The sequence below is a fragment of the Kitasatospora sp. NPDC058243 genome, from assembly GCF_042882025.1.
Classification (GTDB): Bacteria; Actinomycetota; Actinomycetes; order Streptomycetales; family Streptomycetaceae; genus Kitasatospora.
This window is the reverse complement of record NZ_JBHVWW010000004.1, coordinates 162,499-187,344: the sequence shown is the minus strand read 5'-3', so window position 1 is coordinate 187,344 and position 24,846 is coordinate 162,499. Positions and strand designations below refer to the sequence as shown.

At 73.4% G+C, this 24,846-nt stretch carries 20 protein-coding genes and 2 tRNA genes; 11 read left to right on the top strand and 11 right to left on the bottom strand.

The window, feature by feature from the left end; translation table 11 throughout:
- The 3 genes from ACFVX9_RS05105 (at position 1) to ACFVX9_RS05095 (ending at position 3,173) form a co-directional block, all read left to right on the top strand.
- The gene (locus ACFVX9_RS05105) at positions 1–930 is read left to right on the top strand and encodes an ABC transporter permease (RefSeq protein ID WP_350882605.1); all 930 of its coding nucleotides are present in this window, start codon (positions 1–3) and stop codon (positions 928–930) included.
- Entirely contained in the window at positions 927–2,999 is a 2,073-nt protein-coding gene (locus tag ACFVX9_RS05100) for a dipeptide ABC transporter ATP-binding protein (RefSeq protein ID WP_387980412.1), read from the top strand. Before ACFVX9_RS05105 ends, ACFVX9_RS05100 begins: the two co-directional genes overlap by 4 nt.
- Before the next feature lie 100 nt (positions 3,000–3,099).
- Positions 3,100–3,173, top strand: a tRNA-Lys gene (locus ACFVX9_RS05095).
- A 101-nt stretch (positions 3,174–3,274) separates the two neighbouring features.
- On the opposite strand, the gene ACFVX9_RS05090 is transcribed toward ACFVX9_RS05095, so the two are convergent.
- Positions 3,275–4,156, bottom strand: coding sequence for an alpha/beta fold hydrolase (locus ACFVX9_RS05090; RefSeq protein ID WP_380335039.1), 882 nt, complete (start codon positions 4,154–4,156; stop codon positions 3,275–3,277).
- A complete protein-coding gene (locus ACFVX9_RS05085) occupies positions 4,153–4,893 on the bottom strand; it encodes a DUF998 domain-containing protein (protein WP_380372956.1) in 741 nt (246 codons plus the stop codon). Before ACFVX9_RS05085 ends, ACFVX9_RS05090 begins: the two co-directional genes overlap by 4 nt.
- A 202-nt stretch (positions 4,894–5,095) precedes the next feature.
- On the opposite strand from ACFVX9_RS05085, the gene ACFVX9_RS05080 reads away from it, so the two are divergent.
- The 3 genes from ACFVX9_RS05080 to ACFVX9_RS05070 all read left to right on the top strand — a co-directional run bounded on the left by ACFVX9_RS05080 (position 5,096) and on the right by ACFVX9_RS05070 (position 9,072).
- Positions 5,096–5,169: transfer RNA gene (locus ACFVX9_RS05080), tRNA-Lys, on the top strand.
- A gap of 223 nt (positions 5,170–5,392) precedes the next feature.
- On the top strand, positions 5,393–7,828 hold the full coding sequence (locus tag ACFVX9_RS05075) for a transglycosylase domain-containing protein (protein WP_380479671.1): 2,436 nt from the start codon (positions 5,393–5,395) through the stop codon (positions 7,826–7,828).
- Between the two features lie 185 nt (positions 7,829–8,013).
- A complete protein-coding gene (locus tag ACFVX9_RS05070; RefSeq protein WP_380479669.1) occupies positions 8,014–9,072 on the top strand; it encodes a DMT family transporter in 1,059 nt (352 codons plus the stop codon).
- Here the strand turns inward: ACFVX9_RS05070 and lepB are convergent.
- Positions 9,035–9,844 carry a signal peptidase I gene (gene lepB / locus ACFVX9_RS05065; RefSeq protein ID WP_380479667.1) on the bottom strand — a complete coding sequence of 270 codons (810 nt, stop codon included), beginning with the start codon at positions 9,842–9,844 and terminating at the stop codon, positions 9,035–9,037. The two genes, ACFVX9_RS05070 and lepB, sit on opposite strands and share 38 nt — an antisense overlap.
- Positions 9,845–10,001: 157 nt before the next feature.
- A complete protein-coding gene (locus ACFVX9_RS05060; RefSeq protein WP_063349265.1) occupies positions 10,002–10,337 on the bottom strand; it encodes a chorismate mutase in 336 nt (111 codons plus the stop codon).
- A 263-nt stretch (positions 10,338–10,600) separates the two neighbouring features.
- Here ACFVX9_RS05060 and ACFVX9_RS05055 point away from each other — a divergent pair, with 263 nt between their 5' ends.
- Both ACFVX9_RS05055 and ACFVX9_RS05050 read left to right on the top strand, forming a co-directional pair.
- The gene (locus ACFVX9_RS05055; protein WP_063351385.1) at positions 10,601–11,026 is read left to right on the top strand and encodes an OsmC family protein; all 426 of its coding nucleotides are present in this window, start codon (positions 10,601–10,603) and stop codon (positions 11,024–11,026) included.
- 664 nt (positions 11,027–11,690) lie between these two features.
- Positions 11,691–13,631, top strand: coding sequence for a putative bifunctional diguanylate cyclase/phosphodiesterase (locus ACFVX9_RS05050; protein WP_380479688.1), 1,941 nt, complete (start codon positions 11,691–11,693; stop codon positions 13,629–13,631).
- 88 nt (positions 13,632–13,719) lie between these two features.
- Here the strand turns inward: ACFVX9_RS05050 and ACFVX9_RS05045 are convergent, their stop codons facing one another.
- The gene (locus ACFVX9_RS05045; protein WP_380372849.1) at positions 13,720–14,811 is read right to left on the bottom strand and encodes an LLM class flavin-dependent oxidoreductase; all 1,092 of its coding nucleotides are present in this window, start codon (positions 14,809–14,811) and stop codon (positions 13,720–13,722) included.
- A 512-nt stretch (positions 14,812–15,323) separates the two neighbouring features.
- Here ACFVX9_RS05045 and ACFVX9_RS05040 point away from each other — a divergent pair.
- Positions 15,324–15,914 carry a DedA family protein gene (locus ACFVX9_RS05040; protein ID WP_244293667.1) on the top strand — a complete coding sequence of 197 codons (591 nt, stop codon included), beginning with the start codon at positions 15,324–15,326 and terminating at the stop codon, positions 15,912–15,914.
- 368 nt (positions 15,915–16,282) lie between these two features.
- The gene (locus ACFVX9_RS05035) at positions 16,283–17,563 is read left to right on the top strand and encodes a hypothetical protein (protein ID WP_063349262.1); all 1,281 of its coding nucleotides are present in this window, start codon (positions 16,283–16,285) and stop codon (positions 17,561–17,563) included.
- Between the two features lie 91 nt (positions 17,564–17,654).
- Here the strand turns inward: ACFVX9_RS05035 and ACFVX9_RS05030 are convergent, their stop codons facing one another.
- The 6 genes from ACFVX9_RS05030 to ACFVX9_RS05005 all read right to left on the bottom strand — a co-directional run bounded on the left by ACFVX9_RS05030 (position 17,655) and on the right by ACFVX9_RS05005 (position 23,724).
- Positions 17,655–18,560 carry an alpha/beta fold hydrolase gene (locus ACFVX9_RS05030; protein ID WP_380479665.1) on the bottom strand — a complete coding sequence of 302 codons (906 nt, stop codon included), beginning with the start codon at positions 18,558–18,560 and terminating at the stop codon, positions 17,655–17,657.
- Positions 18,557–19,642 carry a branched-chain amino acid ABC transporter permease gene (locus ACFVX9_RS05025; protein ID WP_347878547.1) on the bottom strand — a complete coding sequence of 362 codons (1,086 nt, stop codon included), beginning with the start codon at positions 19,640–19,642 and terminating at the stop codon, positions 18,557–18,559. The genes ACFVX9_RS05030 and ACFVX9_RS05025 overlap by 4 nt, the downstream gene beginning before the upstream one ends.
- A gap of 251 nt (positions 19,643–19,893) precedes the next feature.
- Complete coding sequence (locus ACFVX9_RS05020) at positions 19,894–20,760, bottom strand: branched-chain amino acid ABC transporter permease (protein WP_063349260.1); 867 nt, start codon at positions 20,758–20,760, stop codon at positions 19,894–19,896.
- A complete protein-coding gene (locus ACFVX9_RS05015) occupies positions 20,760–21,566 on the bottom strand; it encodes an ABC transporter ATP-binding protein (protein WP_380479662.1) in 807 nt (268 codons plus the stop codon). The genes ACFVX9_RS05020 and ACFVX9_RS05015 overlap by 1 nt, the downstream gene beginning before the upstream one ends.
- A 59-nt stretch (positions 21,567–21,625) precedes the next feature.
- A complete protein-coding gene (locus ACFVX9_RS05010; RefSeq protein WP_380479660.1) occupies positions 21,626–22,444 on the bottom strand; it encodes an ABC transporter ATP-binding protein in 819 nt (272 codons plus the stop codon).
- A 5-nt stretch (positions 22,445–22,449) separates the two neighbouring features.
- Positions 22,450–23,724 (bottom strand): substrate-binding domain-containing protein, encoded by a 1,275-nt coding sequence (locus ACFVX9_RS05005; RefSeq protein WP_380479658.1) that lies wholly within the window; start codon positions 23,722–23,724, stop codon positions 22,450–22,452.
- A gap of 358 nt (positions 23,725–24,082) precedes the next feature.
- On the opposite strand from ACFVX9_RS05005, the gene ACFVX9_RS05000 reads away from it, so the two are divergent.
- Complete coding sequence (locus ACFVX9_RS05000) at positions 24,083–24,844, top strand: CoA transferase subunit A (RefSeq protein WP_363370186.1); 762 nt, start codon at positions 24,083–24,085, stop codon at positions 24,842–24,844.
- Positions 24,845–24,846: the final 2 nt, after the last annotated feature.

The window sequence follows — 24,846 nt, the reverse complement described above, 5'->3', positions numbered from 1 at the left end:
GTGACCACCGTCGCCGTGGAACCGGCCGCCCCGGCCGCCGCCCCCCGCACCACCGGCCGGGCCCGGCTCGTCCTCGCCCGGCTGCTCGCCGCCCGCGGGGCCGTCGCCGGAGCCGTGATCGTCCTGCTGCTGTTCGCGCTCGCCTTCGGCGGGCCGTACCTGACGCCCTGGGACTACGCCGCCCCCGACTTCGGCGCGCTGCACCAACCGCCGTCCGCCGAGCACTGGTTCGGCACCAACGGGATCGGCCAGGACGTCTTCGCCCAGACCGTCCGCGGCCTGCAGAAGTCGCTGGTCATCGGCCTGCTGGTGGCGCTGTTCTCCACCGTGCTGGCCTCCCTGGTCGGCGCCTGCGCCGGCTACTTCGGCGGCTGGGCCGACCGCGCGCTGATGTTCGCGGTGGACCTGCTGCTGGTCTTCCCCAGCTTCCTGATCATCACCATCGTCTCGCCCCGGCTGAAGAGCGCCGGCTGGATCGCCTTCGTGCTGCTGCTCGCCCTGTTCAACTGGATGATCACCGCCCGGGTGGTCCGCTCGATGACCATCTCGCTGCGCGAGCGCGAATTCGTCCGCGCCGCACGGTTCATGGGGGTGCGGCCGCTGCGGATCATCACCCGCCACATCCTGCCGAACGTCGCCTCCTTCCTCATCATCGACGCCACCATCGCGGTCGGCGGCGCCGTGATGAGCGAGACCGCGCTCTCCTACTTCGGCTTCGGCGTCAAACCGCCGGACGTCTCGCTCGGCACCCTGCTCGCCGCCGGTACCAGCGAAGCCCCGGTGTTCCCCTGGCTGTTCTACTTCGCCGCCGGCCTGCTGGTGCTGTTCGTCCTCGCCGTCAACCTGATCGGCGACGGGCTGCGCGACGCCCTCGACCCCACCGCCGGGGGCGCGCCCCGCCGCCGCTCCGCCCGGAGGAAGAAGCCGTGACCACCACCGTCGACACCCCCCTGCTCGCCGTCAGCGACCTGCGGGTGGACTTCGCCGGGCCGCACGGCCCCGTCCCCGCCGTCCGCGGGGTGGACCTCACCCTGCGGCGCGGCGAGACCCTCGGCATCGTCGGCGAGTCCGGCTCCGGCAAGTCCGTCACCGCGCTGTCCGTGCTCGGACTGCTGCCCAAGACGGCCGGCGTCCAGGGCTCGGTGCGACTGGACGGGCGGGAACTGGTCGGGCTGCCCGGCAAGGAGCTCGCCGCGATCCGCGGCCGCCGGATCGCCATGGTCTTCCAGGACCCGCTGTCCGCCTTCACCCCGGTCTACCGGATCGGCGACCAGATCGCCGAGGCCGTCCGCATCCACCAGCGGGTCGACCGGGCCGCCGCCCGTCGCCGGGCCGCCGAACTCCTCGACCTGGTGGGCATCCCGGCCCCCGAACGGGCCCTGGACAGCTTCCCGCACGAGTTCTCCGGCGGCATGCGCCAGCGCGCGATGATCGCCATGGCGATCGCCAACGACCCCGACATCCTGCTCGCCGACGAGCCGACCACCGCGCTGGACGTCACCATCCAGGCCCAGGTGCTGGACGTGCTGCGCACCGCGCAGCGGGAAACCGGCGCGGCCCTCGTCCTGGTCAGCCACGACCTCGGGGTGATCGCCGGGATGGCCGACCGGGTCGCGGTGATGTACGCGGGGAGGGTGGTCGAGACCGCCGGGGTGGACGAGCTGTTCGCGGCCCCGCGCCACCCGTACACGCTCGGCCTGATCGGCGCGGTGCCCCGGCTGGACGGGCTCGGCGGCCCGCTCGTCCCGATCCCCGGCGCACCCGCCCCGATGGCCGACCTGCCGCCGGGCTGCCCGTTCGCCGCCCGCTGCCCGCTCGCGGAGGAGCGCTGCTCGGCGGCGGAGCCGGAACTGGCCGGGGGCGACGGGCACCTGGCGGCGTGCGTCCGGTCGGCGGAGCTGGCCGAGCGGCGGCCCGCGCCGGCCGACGTCTACCCGGTGCCGGCGCTTCCGGCCCCGTCGGCCGCTCCGGAGGGCCGGGGGGACCGGGGCTCGCGGGCGCCGGTGCTGGCGGTGAGCGGCCTTGGCAAAACGTTTCCGCTCCTCAAGGGCACGGTGTTCAAGCGCCGGGTCGGCGAGGTCTACGCGGTGGACGGCGTCGACCTGGACCTCCGGGAGGGCGAAACCCTCGGCCTGGTCGGGGAGTCCGGCTCCGGCAAGTCCACCACGCTGTTCGAACTGCTGAACCTCACCGCCCCCGAGACCGGCCGGATCGAACTGCTCGGCCACGACACCGCCAAGCTCTCCCGCGCCGAGGCCCACCGGCTGCGCGCCCGACTGCAGATCGTCTTCCAGGACCCGATGGCCAGCCTCGACCCACGGATGCCGATCGGCGACATCATCGCCGAACCGCTGCGCGCCCAGCACGCCGCCCGCGAGGAGATCGCCCGCCGGGTGCCCGAACTGCTGCACCAGGTCGGCCTCGACCCGGACCACGCCGCCCGCTACCCGCACCAGTTCTCCGGCGGGCAGCGCCAGCGCGTCTCCATCGCCCGGGCCCTGGCCGTCCGGCCGAAACTGCTGGTCCTGGACGAACCGGTCTCCGCCCTGGACGTCTCCATCCAGGCCGGGGTGCTCAACCTGCTGCAAGCGCTCAAGGCCGAACTCGGCCTCTCCTACCTGTTCGTCTCGCACGACCTCTCGGTGATCCGGCACCTCGCCGACCGGGTCAGCGTCATGTACCTCGGGCGGACGGTCGAACAGGGCGAGGTCTCCGCCGTCTTCGACCGCCCCCGACACCCGTACACCCGCGCCCTGCTCTCCGCCGTCCCGCTGCCCGACCCCGCCGCCGAGCGCGCCCGCGACCGCATCCTGCTCGCCGGCGACCCGCCCTCCCCCACCGAGCGCCGCACCGGCTGCCCCTTCCGCACCCGCTGCCCGGTGTACGCCCGCCTCGCCGACCCGGCCGCCCGCACGCGGTGCGAGCAGGACCGGCCGGCGCTCCTCGGCGACACCCCGGCGCAGGACCACCAGGCGGCCTGCCACTACCCGGAGTCGTAGCCGGCCGCCCGCGATCGCTGGGGGTGATCACTACGGGTGACCACTCGAAAGCGATTCGGCGGATCGACCGGGCGCCGTGTAAAGTTCTCCGAGTCAGCAGGCGCCGCTAGCTCAGTTGGTTAGAGCAGCTGACTCTTAATCAGCGGGTCCGGGGTTCGAGTCCCTGGCGGCGCACATGGCAAGGTCTCAGGCCGCTCACTTCGGTGGGCGGCCTGAGGCGTTTCAGTGGGCCTTTCAGTAGGCGCCGCAGTAGGCGCCGCAGCGGGTGCCCGGCCTCAGCCGGTGTCCAGGACGGCGGAGGCCACCGCGTCCGGGCGGTCGAACATCACCAGGTGCCCGGCCGGGGCGGTGGTGCGGTAGTCGGCCCCGAGCAGCGCCGCGAGCTCCCGCTGGCCGGCCAGCCACTCCTCGGTACGGCGGCTGCGGCAGCCGTCGTCGGCGGCGAGCACGGTGACCGGCAGGCCCTCCGGCAGCGGCCGGGTGCGCCGCAGCCCGTCCACCTCGGCGGCCAGGTCGAGGTAGCGCGCGTTCTCCCGCAGCAGGGCGCGCAGGGCCCGGCCGGTGCGGTAGCAGTGCCGCACCAGCGGCGCCGGGGCGAGGTCCTCGCGGCAGACCGTGGACAGCCGGGCCGTCAGCCGGCGGGCGGCCGGGCCGAGCAGGTACGGCACGGCGACGGCGGTGGCGGCGCCCGCGAGCGCCCGGGCCGCCAGGTCGCGCGCTCCGGGGGCCGGGTACGGTCGGGCCGCTGGCTCGACGCTGCTGTCCACCAGGACCAGCCCGGCGGCCCGGTCGGGATGCAGCCGGGCGAAGGCCTCGACGTGGAAGCCGGCCAGCGAGTGGCCGACGACGGTGCAGGGCCCGCGCAGCCCGAGGCCGTCCAGCACCGCGCGGATCCGCTCGGCCTCGCCGGCGGCCGTCGGGGCGGGCCGCCCGGTGGCGGGCTCGGGGGCGCTCAGCCCGTAGCCGGGCCGGTCGAAGCGGACCACGGTGCGGTAGGGCGTGAGGAAGGGGACGACCAGGTCCCAGTCGAACCAGCTGCTGCCGAGGCCCCCGGTGAGCAGGCAGACCGGGCCGCTGCCCTCGGTGCGGACGTGCAGCGGGACGCCGTCGACGCGCAGGAAGCGCGCCCGGGTGCGGGGGTCGTCGGGTGCGGTCATGCCGGCTCCCGGCCCGGGGGCCGTTCGGCCGACCGGGGCCCCCGGTGCGCCGGCGGAGAAGCGTCGGACCAGGTGGATTCGTCGCCCGGCGCCCCCGCGGGGAGGGCCAGGCTCACTGCCAGGACGGCCAGCCAGAGCGCCACCAGCAGCACCTGGAGCCGCTGGCCGGCCCCGAGCGCCCAGGTGCCGCGCCCGGCCTCGAAGGCGGCGATCGCGGCCAGGCTCCAGCCGGTGGCCAGCAGTTCGGCGCCGAGCAGCCAGGGCCCGATCCGGCGCACCGGCGGCCACCAGCCGTAGCGGCGGGCGGCCACGGTGAGCGCGGCCAGCCCGGTGAGCGCACCGAGCATGGCGAGGCTGCTGGTGACGGCGTGCGCGGTGTGGGTCGCGGGGACGAGCCCGGCGGTCTCGCGGGCGGCGCACATCTCGTCGCTGGTGGGGGCGCAGCTGAGCGGCAGCCGGGAGTCGGCGGCGGTCGCCGCGCCGAACAGGGCGAGGGCGGACCAGCCGACCACCGCCCACCCGCGCCGGGCACCGCGCGGCCCGGCCTGCCCGCCGGCGAGGGCGGTGACGGCAGCGGCGAGCACACAGAGCCCGGCGGCCAGGTCGGTGGCCCGGAACAGGCCGCCCAGCGGCTGGTCCTCGGCCGCGAGTTCGCTGATGTACGCCTGCACCGGGTCGAGTCCGGTGCTCAGCACGACCTCCAGCACCCACGCGGTGTACGCCGTGGCGCTGAGCATCAGCAGCGCGGCGACCGCCTTCCGCGCGTTCGGGTGTCCGGGCTTGGGGCTGGGCACCGTTCCACCCTAACCGGCGGCGAACTGCACCCCAACCGGGCGGAAACGGACAGCTCGGCGGCGGGCCGGCTCCCGCGCGGATGCGGGCGGTTCCGGGCGGTTCGAGGCACCCGCCGGGACCGTGTATTGTTTTCCAGGTCAGCAGGCGCCGCTAGCTCAGTTGGTTAGAGCAGCTGACTCTTAATCAGCGGGTCCGGGGTTCGAGTCCCTGGCGGCGCACAGACATTTGGGGAGCCTCTCGCAGCAGCGAGGGGCTCCTCAATTTTTTGGCCTTCGACGTCCGTTTTGCGTGTGATGTCGGTCTCGATTGCCGTTCCGGTGGAGCCAATCGGCCCGCCCGGCTCGTCCAGGGCAGTAAACCGGAATCGGGACAAAGGTCCCTAACCACCGATGTCCCCGTCCGTGCAGGCCGACCCGGTCCGCCCGCAGGAAAGGCCGCGCCTTGTCCGAGAACGCCCAGAGCGGCCGTCGCACGCCGTCGACAGGCCTCCGACCGGTCAAACGCTTCCAGCGCGCCGCCCCCGCGACCGGCGGCAGGAAGCCCCGCCGTCCGAAGCGCACCGGCTGGCGCCGGCTGATCCCCACCTGGCGGATGAGCCTGCTCGGCCTCGCCGTGGCCCTGCTGCTCGGCGTCGGCCTGTTCGCGCTCGGGGTCACGCTGGTGAAGGTCCCCGACGCGCACGCCGCCGCGACCGCGCAGAGCAACACCTGGCTCTACGCCGACGGCTCCGTGATCACCCGCACCGGCCAGACCAACCGGCAGAACGTCAGCCTGGACAAGGTCTCCCCCGCCGCCCAGCACGCCGCACTGGCCGCCGAGGACCGCAACTTCTACCACGAGGGCGCCGTCAACGTGCAGGGCCTGCTCCGGGCCGCGGTCAACACCGCCAAGGGCGCGGGCACCCAGGGCGGCTCCACGATCACCCAGCAGTACGTGAAGAACACGTACCTGAACCAGAAGCAGTCGGTCACCCGCAAGGTGAAGGAACTCTTCATAGCCATCAAGGTGGACGCCACCGAGAGCAAGGACGACGTCCTCTCCGGCTACCTGAACACCTCCTACTACGGCCGCGGCGCCTACGGCATCCAGGCCGCCGCCCACGCGTACTTCGGCGTCGACGCCTCCGCGCTCGACCCCGCCCAGGGCGCCTACCTGGCCACCCTGCTGAACGCCCCGAGCGCCTACGACGTGGCCACCGCGACCCCGGCCGGCAAGCAGAACGCCGTCAACCGCTGGAACTACGTGCTGGACGGCATGGTCAAGGAGGGCTGGCTCTCCGCCGAGGAGCGGTCCGCCATCACGTTCCCGGACGTCAAGGACCCGCAGCCCAACCCGGGCCTGTCCGGCCAGACCGGCTACCTGGTGAACGAGGCCACCCAGTACCTCACCTCGAACCAGGTCATCAGCGAGACCGAGCTGGCCAAGGGCGGCTACACGATCAAGCTGAGCATCGACCCGGCCCGCCAGCAGGCCCTCCAGGACTCCGTCCAGGCGCAGCTGCGCGACACCCTGAACCCGGACAAGCGGAAGAAGGACGCGGCCGCCCAGGCCGGCGCCGTCTCCGTGGACCCGAAGACCGGCGCGGTCGTCGCCCTCTACGGCGGCGTCGACTACGTCAAGCACTACGTCGACAACGCGACCCGGCGGGACTACCAGGCCGGCTCGACCTTCAAGGCGATCGCCCTGGCGGCCGCGTTCGAGAACAACGCCAAGACCCAGGACGGCCGGACCGTCACCCCGCGCACCGTCTACGACGGCACCAGCGGCCGCAAGGTCCGCGGCGGCAAGGGCACCCCGTACGCGCCGCCGAACGAGGGCGACAGGAGCTACGGCCAGATCTCCCTCCAGCAGGCCACCGACTGGTCGGTCAACTCGGCGTTCGCCCAGCTGGCCCAGGACACCGGGCTCCAGAAGGTCAAGGACACCGGCATCGCGCTGGGCCTGCCCGGCAGCACCCCGGGCCTCGACCCGGTGCCGTCCATCCCGCTCGGCGCGGCCACCCCGAGCGTGCTCGACATGGCCGGCGTGTACGCGGCGCTGGACAACGGCGGCAAGCAGATCACCCCGTGGCTGGTGCAGTCCGTGGACCGCGAGGGCGAGGCCCTCCCGCTGCCCGCGCACAAGACCACCCAGGCGATCAGCACGGACACCGCGAACCAGGTCACCTCGATGCTCCAGGGCGTGGTGAGCGACCCGGGCGGCACCGGCTGGCGAGCGAAGGCGCTGGGCCGCCCGGTGGCAGGCAAGACCGGCACCACCGACGACCAGAAGTCGGTCTGGTTCGTCGGCTACACCCCCGAGCTGGTCACCTCGGTGGCCCTGTTCGGCCAGGACCCGGGCAACGGGGCCCAGGTCAGTCTGAGCGGCGTCGGCGGGATCGACGGCGCGGCGGGCGGCCAGTTCCCGGCGCAGATCTGGACCAGCTACATGAAGGCGGCGCTCAAGGGCGTGCCGGTCAGCGACTTCCAGACCCCGGCCGACGGCGGCGACTCCGCCGGCGCCACCGATCTGCCGACGGCCCCGTCCTCGCCGAGCGCCACCCCGTCGACCGGGACCGGCTCGAACGGCGGCTCGACCGCCCCCGCGGCGCCGACCACCCCGCCGAGCGACGGCGCCGGGGCCGGCTCGGGCTCGGGCTCGGGTCCGACCACGCCAGCCGGCGGCTCGAACTCCGGCGGCGGCGGCGTGACCAGCCCGCCGACCGTGCCCCCGGCCACCCAGCAGCCGACCGCCCCGCCGACGACGCGGCCCACCGGGCGGCCCACCGGCCGGCCGACACCCTCCACCGGCCCGACCACGGCGCCGACCACGCAGCCGACCACCCAGCCCACGGGCGGGCCGGACACGCTCACCGGGGCGGGGGCGAACGCCGGGTAGCGGCGGGGGGAGGCTTGGGCGGCGGGGGGGCTTGGGCGGCGGGGGGCCCGGACGGCGAGGGGGCGCGGACGGCGGGAGGGTCGTGCGCAGGCTGGGTGAGTGCGCCGCTGCGCACAGTTCCGTGCAGGACCAAATGACGGAATGGCACCTTACTGAACGCCCGGTATGACTGTCACAATGCGTCGGTGCACAGATCAACGGCCTCGCCCACCCTCCCCACGGGCAGAACCCTCGGCCTCAGCCTCGCGCTGGTCTCCGCGTTCGCCTTCGGCGGCTCCGGCACCGCCGCGAAACCGCTGATCGAGGCCGGCCTCTCACCGCTGCACGTGGTGTGGCTCCGGGTCACCGGCGCCGCCGTGGCCCTGCTCCCCATCGCCTACCGCCACCGTGGCGCCGTCCTGCGCCGCCCCGGCCTGCTGATCGGGTTCGGCCTGCTCGCCGTGGCCGGCGTCCAGGCCTGCTACTTCGCGGCGATCTCCCGCATCCCGGTCGGCGTCGCCCTGCTCATCGAGTACCTCGGACCGCCGCTGCTCATCGGCTACGTCAAGCTCGTCCAGCGCAAGCCGATCAGCCGGGGCGCCGCGATCGGCGCCGGCGTCGCGGTCGCCGGGCTGGCCTGCGTGGTGGAGGTCTGGAACGGCCTGAGCTTCGACGCGCTGGGCGTGCTCTTCGCCCTCGGCGCGGCCTGCTGCCAGGTCGGCTACTTCGTGCTCGCCGACGCCGGCCGCCGGGGCGAGCGCCCGGTCGACCCGCTGGCGGTCAGCGCGTTCGGGCTGCTGATCGGCGCCGTCCTGCTCACCGTCTTCACCCGGCCCTGGCAGGCCGACTGGAGCACGCTCGGCGGGTCCGTGGTGATGAACGGGCACACCCTGCCCGCGCTGCTCCCGGCCGCCTGGATGATCCTCATCGCGACCGTGCTCGCCTACCTGACCGGCGTGATCGCCGTCGGGCACCTCTCGCCCCCGGTCGCCGGGGTGGTGGCCAACCTTGAGGCGGTCGTCGCCACCGTGCTGGCCTGGGTCCTGCTCGGCGAGCACCTCGGTCTGCCGCAGATCGCGGGCGGCCTGCTCGTGCTGACCGGCGCCTTCGCGGCGCAGACCGGCAAGCCGGCGGCCGCGGACGCCAAGGGTGCTCGGGACTCCCGGGACGCTCCGGACACCCGGGACGCTCCGGACTCTTCGGAGCGGGTCGCCGCCGAGCGGCAGGTCAGCGGCCGACCCAGCCGAACCAGTCGAGGTGATTGAGCGGCCACACCACGGCCGACACCGGCCCGACCACGTTGTCCACCGGCACTGCCCCGCCCCCCGGACCGCGCTGGTGGTAGCGGGAGTCCGCCGAGTCGCTGCGGTGGTCGCCCTCGACCCAGACGTGGCCCGAGGGCACCGTCACCGGCCCGAAGTCCAGGCCCGCGCAGGAGTCGTCGCCGGGGTGCAGGTACGGCTCGTCGACCTTCTTCCCGTCGACGGTCAGCGTGGTGCCCGTGCACTGCACGGTCTGGCCGCCGGTCGCGATGACCCGCTTGACCAGGTAGTTGTCGTCCTTCGGCGGCACCAGGCCGACGAAGCTCAGCACCGAGCCGGCCGCGTTGGTGAACGGGTTCGAGTCGACGGGCTGCGGCGGGAGCCAGCCACCCGGATCCTTGAACACCACCGGCTGCCCGGGCTCCGGCTTCCAGCCGGTCAGCGGCGCCAGCTTGTTCACGCCCACCCGGTCGCCGATCCGCAGCGTGTTCTCCATCGAGCCGGACGGGATGGTGAACACCTGGAACAGGCAGGTCTTGATCAGCAGCGCGACCACCAGGCCCACCGCCGCCATCGCCGGGATCTCGATCCACCAGGGCCGGGGCCGACGCCCGGTCCGCCGGGCCTTGCGGCCACGCGAACCGCGCGCACGGCGGCGGGCCTCGGCGCGGCCTCCGGGTGCGTCAGGGGCCTCGGAAGCACCGGGGCCGCGTCCGGCGGCGGGGGCCGGACCGGACCCGGCATCGCTCGGCGTTTCGGGCAGGTTCACCGCCATCGTCGCTGCTCCACCTCTCCGGCTGGGGGAACCTGCACGCTACGCCAACCCCGGAGCCTCACGAAATCCGGCGTTTAGCCGCCCCCGACATGTCCGGGCCGGGCGGCGCCGGGGCCGTCCTCGACGGCTCACCACCGCCCCCCTCGGGGGTGCGCTCTCAGGCGCGGGCGATGGCCTCGTGGTGCCGGATGACCTCGGCGATGATGAAAGTCAGGAACTTCTCGGCGAAGACCGGGTCCAGCTTGGCCCCGGCGGCCAGCTCCCGCAGCCGCTTGATCTGGTCGCGCTCACGCGCCGGATCGGCCGGCGGCAGCTTGTGCTCGGCCTTGAGCCGGCCGACCCGCTGGGTCGCCTTGAAGCGCTCGGCCAGCATGTGGACCACCGCGGCATCGATGTTGTCGATGCTCTCGCGCAGGCTGGTCAGCTCCGCCCGCACGGCGGCGTCGACCCCGTCGGTCAGGCCTGCGTCGGGGGTCGTGGGGTGGTCCGTCATCGGGGCGGCTCCCGGTGTCTGAAGTGGGCACCCGGCCGTACGGCGGCCGGGCTCGGGCCCGGGCAAATCTAACAGGGCCCCCGTGGTGGAGCCGCACCTTTTGGCGGATCCGTCCACAATCCGGACATTGCCCGCACCGCCCGGCACCCGGCGCCGATCCGGGCCCGCGCCGCCCCGGGCCGAACGGGGGCCGCCCCGTAGGCTGGTGCGCGCATGACCGGAAGTGACGACTCAGCAGTCCCTCAGTAATGGAGGTACCGATCGTGGCAACCACCCGCACCGCCCGCACCGCTTGGGAAGGCAACCTGCTCGACGGCAAGGGGCAGGTGACCTTCGCCTCGTCCGGGATCGGCGAGTATCCCGTCTCCTGGCCGGCCCGGGCCGAACAGCCCAACGGCAAGACCAGTCCGGAGGAGCTGATCGCCGCCGCTCACTCCGCGTGCTTCTCGATGGCCCTCTCGCACGGCCTGACCGGCGCCGGCACCCCGCCCGTCAAGCTGGACACCCAGGCCGACGTCACCTTCCAGCCCGGCACCGGCATCACCGGCATCCACCTGACCGTCACCGGCGAGGTGCCCGGACTGGACGAGGCCGACTTCACCAAGGCCGCCGAGGACGCCAAGGCCAACTGCCCGGTCAGCAAGGCGCTCACCGGCACCACCATCACCCTCACCGCCAAGCTGGCCTGACGCCCCGACGGATCCCGTCGGACCCCGGCGGATCCCGGCGCGCTCCGGCCGCTCCGGGCGCGCGGTCGGCGCCCGGGGGCGCGATCTCGGCGCACGCGCCCCTGGCGCACATCATGTGATGTGCACCGGGGGCGTCTGCGCGTACCGCCGCACATGATCACAAAGCGGGCGAATCACCCTGGCGGCGGTCACCGCCCGTTGCCGCCGCGGCCTATGATCGGCCGCAGCGCCCTGTTCTTCACGCGGGTCTCCGCGCGACAGCGCCCCACGGCGGGCGCCCCGCACCGGACCGACTCCGAGGACCGCGACAGAGTGCGGAGCCGGCCGCCGGAGTCCCGATCGGCCGGCCGGACCAGCATCCAACGTCAGCAGCGGACGGGAGCATGCCGTGCCGGGCCAGAACGAGGGGGCCGACGCACACCACCCGGGCGTGCGGCACGAGGAAACACCGCACCACCGTCACCTCACAACACCCCTCCTGGGCCCGGACATCAGCACCGTCGGTCCGGCCAGTCCGGTTGGTCCGGTCGGTTCGATCAGTCCAGTCGGTCCGGTCGGCGTCGTCGGTTCCGTCACGGCCGTCGGTGCTGTCGCGACCGGCGGCCGGGCCGTCGGCACGGCGAGTGCGGCGAGTGCGGCGGGAACCGTGCTGGACGACCCCGGGATGCTGCTCTGCCCCACCTGCTCGGCGCCGCTGACCGACGGCACCCACCGGAGCGCCGTCGACGGCCCCGGCCAGGAGAACGGCGGGAGCGACCGCCTGCTGGCCGCGCTGCGGGCCAGCGAATCCCGATTCCGGGCCGCCTTCTGCGACGCGGTCATCGGGATGGCCCTGATCGACCCCGAAGACCGGATCATCGAGGTCAATCCCGCCTTCGCCGCCCTGATCGGACGCAGCGTCGGCGAACTGGTCCGCACCCACCTGCACGAGATCATCGATCCGGAGGGCATGCCGCACCGGCTCTTCCCCGAACTCGTCCACGGCGGGCGGGAGCGGTTCCGCGTGGAGAAGCAGCTCAAGCACCGCGAGGGCCGCACCGTCTGGAGCAAGGTCACCGTCTCGCTGATCCGGGACGGCGCCGGCCAGCCGCTCTACACCCTCGCACTGGTGGAGGACATCACCGAGCAGCGCCGGCTCGGTGACCGTCTGGAGTACCAGGCCCTGCACGACCCGCTGACCCGACTGCCCAACCGGACGTCCTTCTTCGAGCGGCTCGACGCCGCCTGCGCCACGGCCACCGGGGCCACCGGGACTGCTGAGCCCGCCGAGGCTCCCGACACCACCGACACCGCCGGCACCAGCGACACCGTCCTCGCGCCGGCGGACGGGCGCCGGGTCGGCGTCTGCTATCTGGACCTCGACGGCTTCGCGGCGATCAACGAGACGCTCGGGCACCACATCGGCGACCAGTTGCTGATCGCCGTCGCCGCCCGGCTGCGCGGCGGGTTCTCCGGGCACGACGCCCACCTGGTGGCCCGGATGGGCGGCGACGAGTTCGCCGTCCTGGTCACCGACAGCCGGGGCAGCGACCAACTGACCGACCTGGCCGCCCGGATCCTCCAGGAACTGGAACACCCCTTCGACGTCGCCGGACACCGGCTGGTCATCACGGCCAGCGTCGGCGTCGTCGAACGGTCCGTGCACGAGACCACCCCGACCGACCTGGTCAAGGACGCCGACGCCACGCTCTACTGGTCCAAGGCCGACGGCCGCGCCCGCTGGACCCTCTACGACCCGGACCGCGGCGCCCACCAGCTGACCCGCCAGCTCCTCGCCACCGCACTGCGGCCCGCCCTGGAGCGCGGCGAGTTCACCATCGAGTACCAGCCGCTGGTCGGCCTGGCCGACGGAGCCGTCCACGGCGCGGAGGCCCTCGTCCGCTGGCGCCACCCCCGCTACGGGACGCTCTCTCCGGACCGCTTCATCCCGCTCGCCGAGGAGACCGGCGCGATCGTGCCCCTCGGCACCTGGGTACTGGAGGAGTCCTGCCGCCAGGCCCGGCAGTGGCTCACCGAGTTCCCCGAGACCGAGACCTTCGTGAGCGTCAATCTGGCCGCGCGCCAGATCTGGGACTCCGACGTGGTCGCCGACGTCGCCCGCGCCCTCGAACGCACCGGGTTGCCGGCCCGGCTGCTCCAGCTGGAGATCACCGAGAGCGCCCTGCTCGGCCCCGGCGGACGGCCGTTGCAGGCGCTCCAGGCGCTCGCGGACATGGGCGTGCGGATCGCGATCGACGACTTCGGCACCGGCTACTCCAACCTGGCCTACCTCTCCCGACTGCCGGTGCACGTCCTGAAGCTCGACGGCACCTTCATCGAGGGGTTCCGCGACCCGGCCCCGGCGACGAACCCTTCGGAACTCCCCGAGCTCGGCTCCCGCCGCAGCGACGCCGACGAGCAGATCGTGGGCGCGATGGTGCAGCTGGCCCACACCCTCGGCCTGACCGTCACCGCCGAGGGCATCGAGAGCGCCGCGCAGGCCGAACGGCTGCGGCTGACCGGCTGCGACACCGCCCAGGGCTGGTACTTCGCCCGGCCGGGCGAGGCCGAGCTCGTCGCCGCCATACTCCGCAAGGACCGCCCCGGCCCGGACACCAGCCGGTAACCGGGGCCGGCCCCGCTGCGGACCCGGCGGCCGGGCCTCTCCGCCCAGGCCTTCCGTGCTCAGGCCTTCCGTACTCAGGCCTCGACCGTCAGGCTTCCGCCGTCAGGCCGTACGCCTCGGCGATCAGGCCGTAGGAGCGGAGCCGGGCCTCGTGGCCGTGGATGTGCGAAGTGACCATCAGCTCGTCCACGCCCGTCCGCTTGCGCAGGGCCTCCAGCCCGTCCGCGACCTCGCCCGGGGCGCCGAGCACCACGTTGTCGAGCCAGCTGTCGATGAACTCCGCCTCGGCCGGGCTGTACGGGTAGGCCTCGGCCTCCTCCGGGGTGGGGATCGGGCCGGGGTTGCCGCGCCGCAGCCGGAGCATGCCGAGGGCCGCGGAGCGGGCGAGGCGACGGGCCGCACCCTCGTCCTCGGCGGCGACCGCGCTCACACCGATCAGCGCGTACGGCTCGGCGAGCACCGCGGAGGGCCGGAAGGACTCCCGGTAGAGGTCGAGCGCCGGGATGGTGTTGACGCTGCTGAAGTGGTGGGCGAAGGCGAACGGCAGGCCGAGGCGGCCGGCCAGCTGGGCGCTGAAGCCGGAGGACCCGAGCAGCCAGACCGGCGGGCGCCCGTCGCCCTGGGGGACGGCGGTCAGCTGGGCGTAGGGGTGGCCGGAGGGGAAGTCGCCGTCGAGGAAGTGGGTCAGCTCGGCGAGCTGCTGCGGGAAGTCGTCGGCGCCCTCGGCGCGGCCGCGGCGCAGCGCCCGGGCGGTGGCCGGGTCGGTGCCGGGGGCGCGACCGAGCCCCAGGTCGATCCGGCCCGGGTGCAGGGCCTCCAGCAGGCCGAACTGCTCGGCGATGGCCAGCGGGGCGTGGTTGGGGAGCATCACCCCGCCCGAGCCCAGCCGCAGGGTCGTGGTGTTGGCGCCGAGGTGGGCGAGCAGGACGGCCGGGGTGGAGCTGGCCACTCCCGGCATGCCGTGGTGCTCGGCCACCCAGAAGCGGTGGTAGCCCCACTGCTCGGCGTTGCGGGCCAGCGCGGTGGTCGCGGCCAGGGCCTCGGCGGGCGTGTAGCCGACGCCCACGGTGGCCAGGTCGAGGATGGAGAGCGGGGCGGGCGCCGTGCCGCGGGCGGTGCCCCGGATCGCCGCGCCGGTCCGCGGTTCGGTCGGGTGCTCCTGCTGGTCCTCGGTGGTCATGCCGTCCGCCCTTCTGGCTTTCTTGAGCCGGCCCTGGTGGGCGACCGCGGGTCTCGGGTGGCCCGGCGGTCGCTGCTGCCGACCGGGGTCAACCACCGCGCCGGGCTGGCTGTTCCCGTATCCGGCACGTTCCGGCCTGCACGCCGACCACCGCGCCGACCTCACGCCCGCTCCGCCGCGGCCCGTGCAGCGGCCCCGCTCCGGCCCGTACGCCGGCCCCGTTCCGGCCCCGCTTCGATCCCGCCCGGCGCCGGCGGGCACGGCCCGGTACGGTGCCGCCGACCGACCATTCGGATGACGGAGAGCCAGCGGTCGGACACGCCTGGCGACTTCATGCCGGCGCCGGAAGTCACCGGGTGGAGGGCTCGCGCCTTTGCGCAGGTCGGGGCCGGGGTCTGTGACCCGCGGCATACCGGGGTGCTTCATGGCATGAAAAGTCGAGGCGCTAGCGTTGACCTCAGCGGCCACCTGCTCCCCCGGGCGGCGTGGAGGGAGTACAGGCCTTGAACTTCGTGGCGGCGATCGGATCCTCGTGGATCTGCGCCCTGGCGCTCTTCGCCGTGCTCGGAGACGCCCTCCTGCCCTTCATCCCCAGCGGGACACTGGTCATCCTGGCGGTGCTCAAGACGGCGCGGATCGACGGCGCCCCGGTGCTGCTCGGCCTGGGCGTGGCAGTGGCCTCCTTCCTCGGCGACCTCCTCCTCCTGCACCTCGCCCGGCGCGGCGCCCCGCTGCTCCAGCGCCGGCTCGCCCGGCGCCCGGAACTGGCGGCCAGCGTGACCAGGGTCCAACAGGCCCTGGTCGAACGCCCTCACGGGGCGGCCGCGGCCATGGTGGTGGTCGCCCGGTTCGTCCCGGCCGGGCGGACCGTCCTGGACGTGGCCATCGGCCACTCCCCCGCCCACCCGCACCGCTTCCTGCACTGGTCGGCTCTGGCGGCGCTGGTCTGGGCCGCCTACATCGTGACGCTGGGCTGGCTGAACAGCCACTGGTTCGACACCGCCTGGCTGAGCCTCGCGGTGTCCTGCACCGCTGCCACCATCGTCAGCACCGCGATCGCGCGAATAGTGCGCCGCAACCGACGACGGCTCGCCGCGCTCTGACCGCTGCGCCTCGGCCTGCACCCCTGGCCCCGGTCGCCCCTCGCCGCGCCCCCGCCATGGGCGAGATCTGCCCGGACGGGCGACGAGCCGTACCGAGCGCTGACGAACTCTGACCCGCCCCGCCGGACCGGCGGTACCGTACTCCCCTGGCGGCGCGAGGAGCGAAGCGTCACAGGACGGCAACAGACGACGAATCCTTGCAGCCCAGCCCGGCCCTGCTGACGTGTTGACTCTCGTAGAGGGTCGACGGCCTTGGTGGCCGCTGCGGCCACATGGCATGCTAACGGCGGAAAATTCATCAATTGCCCGATTTGACCGGTGCGGCCCCGGGCCGCCCTCACCACCGGCATCGGCACCCAGGGGAGACCATGACCAGCATCTCGCGCAGGACGGTGCTCAGTGCGACCGCTGCGACCGCGGCCCTCGGCGCGGTCGCGGCCTGTTCCAGCAGCGGATCCGGTTCGAGCCAGAACTCCTCCTCCCCCACGACCGGCGGCAGCCCCGGCACCACCCCGGCGGGCACGACCGACCCGACCAAGACGGGGGTGCCCAAGGGCACTCCGATCGGCGACGGTTCCAACGCCGACACCGGCCCGCAGCCGAACCAGCCGAAGCCCGAGAAGCTCAAGCCCGGTGAGCGGCCGCCGCAGTTCGTGGTGTTCTCCTGGGACGGCGCGGGTGGCACCGACGACGGCCAGTTCCCCCGCTTCCTCAAGCTGGCGGAGCAGTACAAGGCCACGATGACCTTCTTCCTCTCCGGGATCTACGCCCTGCCCAAGGGCAAGGCCGACCTGTACCACCCGCCGAAGCACTCGGTCGGCGCCTCCGACATCCCGTACCTGTCGGACGGTGCGGTCAAGAGCACGCTCAAGCTCGTCAGCCAGGCATGGCTGGCCGGGCACGAGATCGGCACCCACTTCAACGGGCACTTCTGCTCCAGCCGCCCGGACAAGAACGGGGTCAACATGTGGACCCCGGAGGACTGGCAGAGCGAGATCGACCAGGCGATCGGCTTCGTGACCCAGTGGCGGACCAACACCGGCTTCACCGACGTCGACCCGCTCCCCTTCGATTACAAGAAGGAGCTCATCGGCGGCCGCACCCCCTGTCTGGAGGGGCAGAAGGCGCTCCTGCCGACGGCCGCGAAGCTGGGTTGGAAGTACGACGCCAGCTCCTCCGGCGGCCTGCAGATATGGCCGCAGAAGGTGCAGGACGGCAAGGTCTGGGACTTCCCGCTGCAGTCCATCCCGTTCCCCGGGCACACCTTCCAGGTGCTGTCGATGGACTACAACATCCTGGCCAACCAGTCCGCGGGCAGCACCAAGGGCGACCCGTCCAAGTACAACGACTGGCGCACCCAGGCCAAGGACTCCTACCTGGCCGGCTTCGACCGCGCCTACAACAGCAACCGTGCGCCGTTCTTCATCGGCAACCACTTCGAGCAGTGGAACGGCGGCATCTACATGGACGCCGTCGAGGAGACCCTCAAGACCATCGCGGGCAAGCCGGACGTCCGACTGGTCTCCTTCCGGCAGCTGGTCGAGTGGCTGGAGGTGCAGGACCAGTCCACCCTGCGCAAGCTGCGCACGCTCAACGTCGGCCAGGCGCCGAGCGGCGGCTGGGAGACCTTCCTCGGCGCTGCGGGCTGAGACGGGGCAGACCGGGACAAGGCAGACCGGGACAGGCGCGGCCGACGGGGTGGACGGACCCCGCCAGCCGCCGTCGTCGGGGCCGGGCCCGCTACCCCGCGGCGGTGACGTCCGCGAGCAGGCCGCGGACGATGCGCTCGGCCCCCGGCTCTCCCCAGAGGATCGAGTAGTGGTTGGTGTCCGGCACCAGCGAGGCCGGCACCCGGGCCTGGTCCAGCCCGGCCAGCCCGATCCGCTGGTGGTCGTAGAGGCCCTGGGGCTCGTCGAGCAGGCCGCGCTCGGCCCAGAGCAGTTCGGCCGGGCAGGGCAGCCGGTGCACTGCGGTGGCCGCGTCCCGGTCCAGCAGGACCTGGGCGCCGTCGGTCTGTACGGCCTCCAGCACGCAGGAGGAGCGCAGTTCGGGCTCGACACCGACCAGGTCGCGCTGGGTGTAGGCGTCGATCTCCGCCGACCAGGCCGTCCCGAAGGCCGGGTGCCGCTGCCAGAACTCGCGGTAGGCGTCCCGGTCCGGGAAGGTCATCGACAGCCGGGCCAGCGCGGGGCCGAGCACCGCGGCCAGCGCGTCCTCCTCACGGATGCCCTCCGGCAGCGGGAAGGTCAGCGCGCCGTCCACCAGCAGCACCCGGCGGACGAGTTCCGGGTGCCGGACGGCGGCCAGAGCGGTGACCCAGGCGCCCATCGAGTGGCCGACCACGGTGGTCGGGCCCGTGCCGAGGGCCGTGATCAGTGCGGCCACGTCGTCGGCGTGCCGGGCCAGCCCGTACGGCCCGGCGACCGCGCGGCTCCCGCCGCGCCCCCGCAGGTCGGGCGCGAGCAGGGTGACCCGCCCGGCGAGTTGACGGGCGACCTCGTACCAGGCGAGGCCGTTGGCGGTGATGCCGTGCACCGCCACGATCGTCGGGGCGCCCGGCTCGGCGGCGGGCCAGCGCAGGACCGCCAGCTCCCCTCCGGGCACGGCGACGGTCAACTCCTCGGGCTTCAGGGGCGACTGGCTCACGCGGGGGTACCTCCGGTGGGACGGGCGGTCCGGGCAGCGGCCGGAGTGCGGACCGCACGGGCGGATCGGGCGGCGCGAATGCGGGCAGGCAGTCTAGCCAGGCCGCCGGGCAGCAGGTAGACCACCGCGACGAACAGGGTGCCCAGCAGGAACAGGGGTTGGGAGAGTGGCACCCGCAGGACCGCGGGCAGGTCCGCGATCGTCGTCGAGTTGGCGAGGTCGCCGAGCCGGTGGCTGGCCCAGGTGTAGAGGACACCGCCGAGCAGCGGACCCCAGCGGGTCCCCGAGCCGCCGAGCACCACCATCACCAGCAGGGCGAGCGTGGCGTCCGAGCCGGCGGCCTGCGGGGTGGCGCCGCCGGTCAGCAGCAGGTAGACCACCCCGCCCAGCCCGGCGAGGCCGCCGGCGAGCACGAAGGCGACCAACTTGTAGCCGTAGGGGCGCAGTCCGAGCACCTCCACCCGGCGCTCGTTCTCCTTGATCCCCTCCCAGACCCGGCCGGCCGGCGAGTTGACGGCCCAGTGGACCACGGCGACCGTCAGCACCAGGTAGCCGACGGCGATCCAGTAGAGGTTGGCGGTGTTCTCGATCCCGAGCAGGCCGGAGGGCAGCAGGTCGGCCGGGGCGGAGCGGCCCTCCTCACCGCCGGTGACGCCACCGGGGTTGCGCTGGACGAGGATCGAGCCGGCCTGGGCGAAGGCGAGGGTGACCATGGAGAAGCCGATGCCGGTGACGCGGAGGCTGACCGAGCCGAGCAGCAGGGCCAGCGCGACGGTGCAGGCGACGCCGAAGACCGCCGCGGCGGCGAACGGCAGTCTCAGTTCCAGCATCCCGAGGTCGGTGGCGTAGAGGCCGGTCGCGAAGTAGAGCGCGTGGCCGAAGGAGAGCAGTCCGGTACGGCCGAGCAGGAGGTCGTAGCCGGAGGCGAGGGCCCCGTAGAGCAGGCACAGGGCGAGCAGTTGCAGGCTGCCGGGGCTGCCGAGCGGGCCGTCGAGCAGTCCCGGGACGGGAAGCGCACTATATGGGGCGACAAGGAGCGTGATCAGCAGGGCGATCGGCCACCAGCGTAGCGCTCTGTGCATCGGTGTCCAGCGATTAGTGACTGAATCACCTGTTCGAGGGATGGCGCCGAGGTCGGTCGTGTGTTCACAATGGGTCTCGGCAAGGCTGGTGTCAGTCCCCCTTGCCACAGTGACGGTGTCGGCGGAGCTGGTGTCAGTCCCCTCTGCCAGCATGGCGGTCATGGCAGGGCTGGTGTCAGTCCCCCCTGCCATGGTGGCGGCGCTGCGGTCGGCCGCGGGGCCACCGGTGCTCGTGATCGGAGTTTCGGCGCTCACGCGAGCCTCCCGGTGAGTCCACGGGGTCGGACGAGAAGGAGCACGGCGAGCAGGACGACGACCGAGAGGTCGCCGAGCCCGGCGCCGGTGTAGTAGTTGGCGAACTGCTGGACGAGACCAACGCCCACGGAGGCGACGGCGGCCCCGGTGACGGAGCCCATGCCGCCCATCACCACGACGACGAAGGCGAAGATGAGCAGGCCGGTCCCCTGGCCGGGATTGACCGAACCGAAGTAGAGGCCACCGAGGGCACCGCCGAGCGCGGCGGCCGCCCCGCCGATGGCGAAGACGAGGGTGAACGCCTTCCGGACGTCGATGCCGAGCGCCGTGACCATGGCCCGGTCCTCGACGCCGGCCCGGACGATCAGCCCGTAGCGGGTACGGGCGAGGAACAACCGAAGAGCGAGCAGCAGCAGCGCGGCCGCGGCCACGAGCACGAAGCGGTTGACCGGGACGGTCGCACCGAGCACGTGCCAGGTGCCGGAGAGCACGGCCGGCTGGGGGAAGGGGCGGGCGTCCGCGCCCCAGACCCCCATCAGGAGGGCGGGCACGGCGAGCCCGACCCCGACGGTGGCGAGGATCTGATCGCGCGGCCGGCTGTAGAGCGGGCGGATCAGGAAGAGCTCCAGCAGGACGGCGGCGGCCGTTCCGACCAGGGTGCCGAACGGCACCGCGAGCCAGAAGGAGAGGCCGGCCTCGGTGCCGGCCCACCAGGTGGCGTAGGCGCCGATGGAGAGCAGGGCGCCGTGCGCGAAGTTGAGCACGTCCATCAGACCGAAGATCAACGACAGACCGGAGGCGACCAGGAAGTACAGCGCACCAAGACCTAGTCCGGTACAGGAGAGGAGGACGACGGTGTCCATCAGGGCTTCACCTCCGCGGTGACGACAGGGGTGGCCGGAGAAGCGGCGGGCCGGGGTCCGCCGGCGAGCGGGTGACGGGAGCCGACGCCGAGCAGGCGGCGGGCGGCCTCCTCGTCGGCCAACAGCTCGGCGGTGTCGCCCCGGTGGGCGGTACGGCCGTCGGCCAGGACGGCGCAGGTGCCGGCCAGCCGTCGAACGAGGGCGAGGTTCTGCTCGACCAGGAGAACGGGCACGGCCTCGGCCGCTCGCGCCAGGACCTCGGCCACCTCGGCCACGATCTTCGGCGCCAGACCCTTGGTGGGCTCGTCGGCGATGATCAACCGGTTGCGGTTGAGCAGCGTCCGGCCTATCGCCACCATCTGCTGCTGGCCGCCGGAGAGCGTCCCGGCCAACTGGCCGGCCCGCTGCTTGAGTTCGGGGAAGAGCTCGTGGACGAGCGGATAGTTCGGCTCGTCCGTCTCGCCCCCGCCCCGGACGACGCGCTCGGCGAGGCGGAGGTTCTCGGCGACCGTCAGGCCGGCGAAGATCCCCCGGTCCTCGGGCGCGTAGCCGATGCCATGACGGACCACCAGATGTGTCGGAAGGGAGGCGAGTTCGACACCGGAGAAGCGGACACTTCCGGTGCGCGGCACCAGGCCCATCACGGCCTTGACGGTGGTGGTCTTGCCGGCGCCGTTGCGGCCGAGGAGCGCGGTGACCCCGACGGGGGCCACGTCGAGGTCGACACCGTGCAGGATGTGCAGCCCGCCGATGACCACCCGCAGATCGCGAACGGAGAGGAGAGGGGCGGCAGGAGACGTAGGCACGGCCGCGGAGGCGGCGGCAGCGGTGGAGGTAAAACCGGGCGAGGGGAGCGGAGAGGAGGTCACAGCGCCTCGCCCAGGTAGGCCTGTTGCACGGTCGGGTCGGCCATCACGGCCTCGGGGGTGTCCAGCGCGAGCAGCGTGCCGTGGTGCATCACCGCGAGGCGGTCGGCCAGCCCGAGCAGGACGTCCATGTGGTGCTCGACCATCAGGACGGTCCGGCCCAGGTCGCGGTGCACGGACCGGATCAGCTCTGTGAGGGCCGGCACCTCCTCGGCGCTGACCCCCGCCATCGGCTCGTCCAGCAGGATCAGCCGCGGATCGGAGACGAGGAGGACGGCCAGTTCCAGTTTGCGCTTCTCGCCGTGCGAGAGCGCGCCCGCCAAGGTGTCCGCACGGTGGGTGAGTTCGGTGCGGTGGAGGGTCTCGGCCAGCTGCTCCTGGTACCGGTCGGCACGGCGCCAGAGCCGGTACGAGGCGCGTGGTCCGGCCGCCGCCTGGGCGGCCAGTCGGACGTGGTCGGCGACGGTCATCCCCGGCCAGAGGGAGGAGGTCTGGAAGGTGCGGCCGAGGCCGCGGCGCGCCCGGGCGTGCACGGCCTCGGCGGTGACGTCCACACCGTCGAGGTGGAGGCTGCCGTGGGTCGCCGGATAGATGCCGGAGATCAGGTTGAAGAGGGAGGTCTTGCCGGCGCCGTTGGGGCCGATGAAGGCGATGAACTCGCCTTCGCCGACCGAGAAGGAGACGTCCTCGACGATCGGCACCCCGCGGACGGACCAACCGAGTCCGTCCAGCCGCAGCACCGGGGCGGGCGAGGCCGTGGCCGGGGCCGGGGCCGGGGAACCAGCCCGGGAAGGAGTGGGGGCGGTGGGAGCAGGCATCGGGATCAGCCCGCCATCGGGGTGACCGGGGGCGCCACCTCGTCCGCGGTCAGGGTCTTCTCCACCGAGGGCTTGGCGGCGGCCCCGGTACCGGTCAGCCGGGCCTGGAACATCGGCTGGAGGAGGGCGTGGTCCTCGGCGCGCACCGTGGTGCGCCCCTTCACCCCGTCGAAGCTCCAGCCCTCCAGCGCCTTGACCAGGGCCGACGTGTCGTCGGTGGAGCCGTGGTTGGCCTCGACGGCGTGCACGATCAGCTGGGCGGCGGTGAAGCCGTCGGGCGTGAAGATGTCGGTCTTCCCGCCGGCGGCGGTGACGGCCTCGTCCATGGCCTTCTCCACCGGGGTGCCGGCGGCGCCGCTGAAGTAGTGGTTCAGAAAGGAGATCTTCTCGGCCGCCGGGCCGAACAGCGGGTAGGAGGCGGCCAGATCCAGGCCGGTGACGACCTTGGTGTCGGCGAACACGTCCTGCTGGTTGAGCGCCGTCCACAGGGCCGAGGAGCTGTCGCCGGCCCAGGCGACGAACAGCAGGTCGGGCTTGGCGGTCTTGGCCTGGGTGGCGAACGGGGTGAGGTCGGTGGCGCTCGGCGGGGCGAGCACCTGGTCGACCGTCGCGCCCTGGGCGCCGAGCACGGCCTTGACGGCAGCCACGTTGGCCTGTCCGAAGGCGTTGTCCTGAGCGAGCACGGTGACCTTCTTGCCCTTGGCGTCACCGATGAACGAGGCCGCGGTGCGGATGTCCTGGAAGGACTGGCGGCCGGAACGGAAGGTGTACTTGTTCAAACCGGTGACCTTGTCGGCGGCGGCCGGGCCGCTGACGAAGAGCACCTTGTTCTGGGCGGCGATCGGGCCCACCTGGAGGGCGACGCCCGAGGCGGTGGAGCCGGCCAGGACCTTGTAGCCCTTGCCGATCAGGTCCTTGGCGGCGGACACCGCCTTGGCCGGGTCGCCCGCGTCGTCCTGCTCCTCGAATTCGACCTTGTGCCCGTCGACCGCGCCGGTGCCCTTGGTCGCGTAGCTCAGCCCCGCCTTGAAGCCCTCCAGGTACTGCTTGCCGTAGGCGGCCAGCGGTCCGGTCTTGGAGTACACCAGGCCGACCTTGACCGGGCTCTTCGCACCACCGCCGTCCGCCGAGGCCGTCCCGGCGGTGCCGGCCTTGGCGCAGCCCGCGGCGAGCAGGACGCACGCCGCGACGGCGGCGAGCTTCCGGGCCGGGCCGCCGGTCAGGGTCTCGCCCGGGCGGGCGCCGGAGGCGGGCCGAGTGGGGGCTGTCGAGCTGCGCATGATGACCGACTCCTGAGGGTGCGGCGGGGTGGATGCCGGAACCGTAGGTGTGCGGTGGGACTGGCGACATGTGCCCGGGCGACGCATCGGTCCACCGTGATGTGGCTCTGGCCGACATACCACCCGGGCGGCGCCGCTCCCCGGACGTCCGGGTGTGGCCGGCCGACACGGGCTGGTACCCGCCCATGGCGGGAGCCGCCATGGCTGCGGCGGCCCGCGTCCGGTGACGGTGGAGGGGCTCGGCAGCCGTCCGGCGGCGGCCGCCGAGCCATCCCGCCGGGTCTTCCCGCCGGGCCCTCCCGCAGGGCCCGGCCCGGGCGTGCCCTCTCCCGTATCCCACTCCTCACGAGGTGATCCCTTGGACAAGGTCCTGGACTCCCCCGCCGACGCGGTCGGGGACATCCCCGACGGTGCGGTGCTGGCCGTCGGCGGCTTCGGCCTCTGCGGCATCCCGAGCACCCTGATCGGCGCCCTGGCGGACACCGGCACCACCGGCCTCCAGGTGGTCTCGAACAACTGCGGGGTGGACGACTGGGGGCTCGGCCTGCTGCTGCGGGCGGGCCGGATCGCCCGGATGACGTCCTCGTACGTCGGCGAGAACAAGGAGTTCGCCCGGCAGTACCTGTCCGGCGAGTTGGAGGTGGAGCTCACCCCGCAGGGCACGCTGGCCGAGCGGCTGCGCGCCGGAGGCGCCGGCGTCCCCGCGTTCTACACCCCGGCCGGGGTCGGCACCCAGGTCGAGGAGGGCGGGCTGCCCTGGCGCTACGCGGCGGACGGCTCGGTGGCGCTGGCCTCACCGGCGAAGGAGGTCCGGGAGTTCGGCGGCCGCCGGTACCTGCTGGAGGAGGCCATCACGGCGGACTTCGCGCTGGTCCGGGCCGAGGTGGCGGACCGGCACGGGAACTGCGTGTTCCACGCCGCCGCCCGCAACTTCAACCCGCTCTGCGCGACCGCGGGCCGGATCACCCTGGTCGAGGCGGACCGGATCGTCGAGCCGGGCGAGCTCGCCCCGGACGCCGTGCACCTGCCCGGCGTGTACGTGGACCGGGTGGTGGCCGCCGATCCCGCGGACCGCCGCATCGAGCGCCGGACCGTCCGCCCCGCACTCCAGGAGGCCTGAAC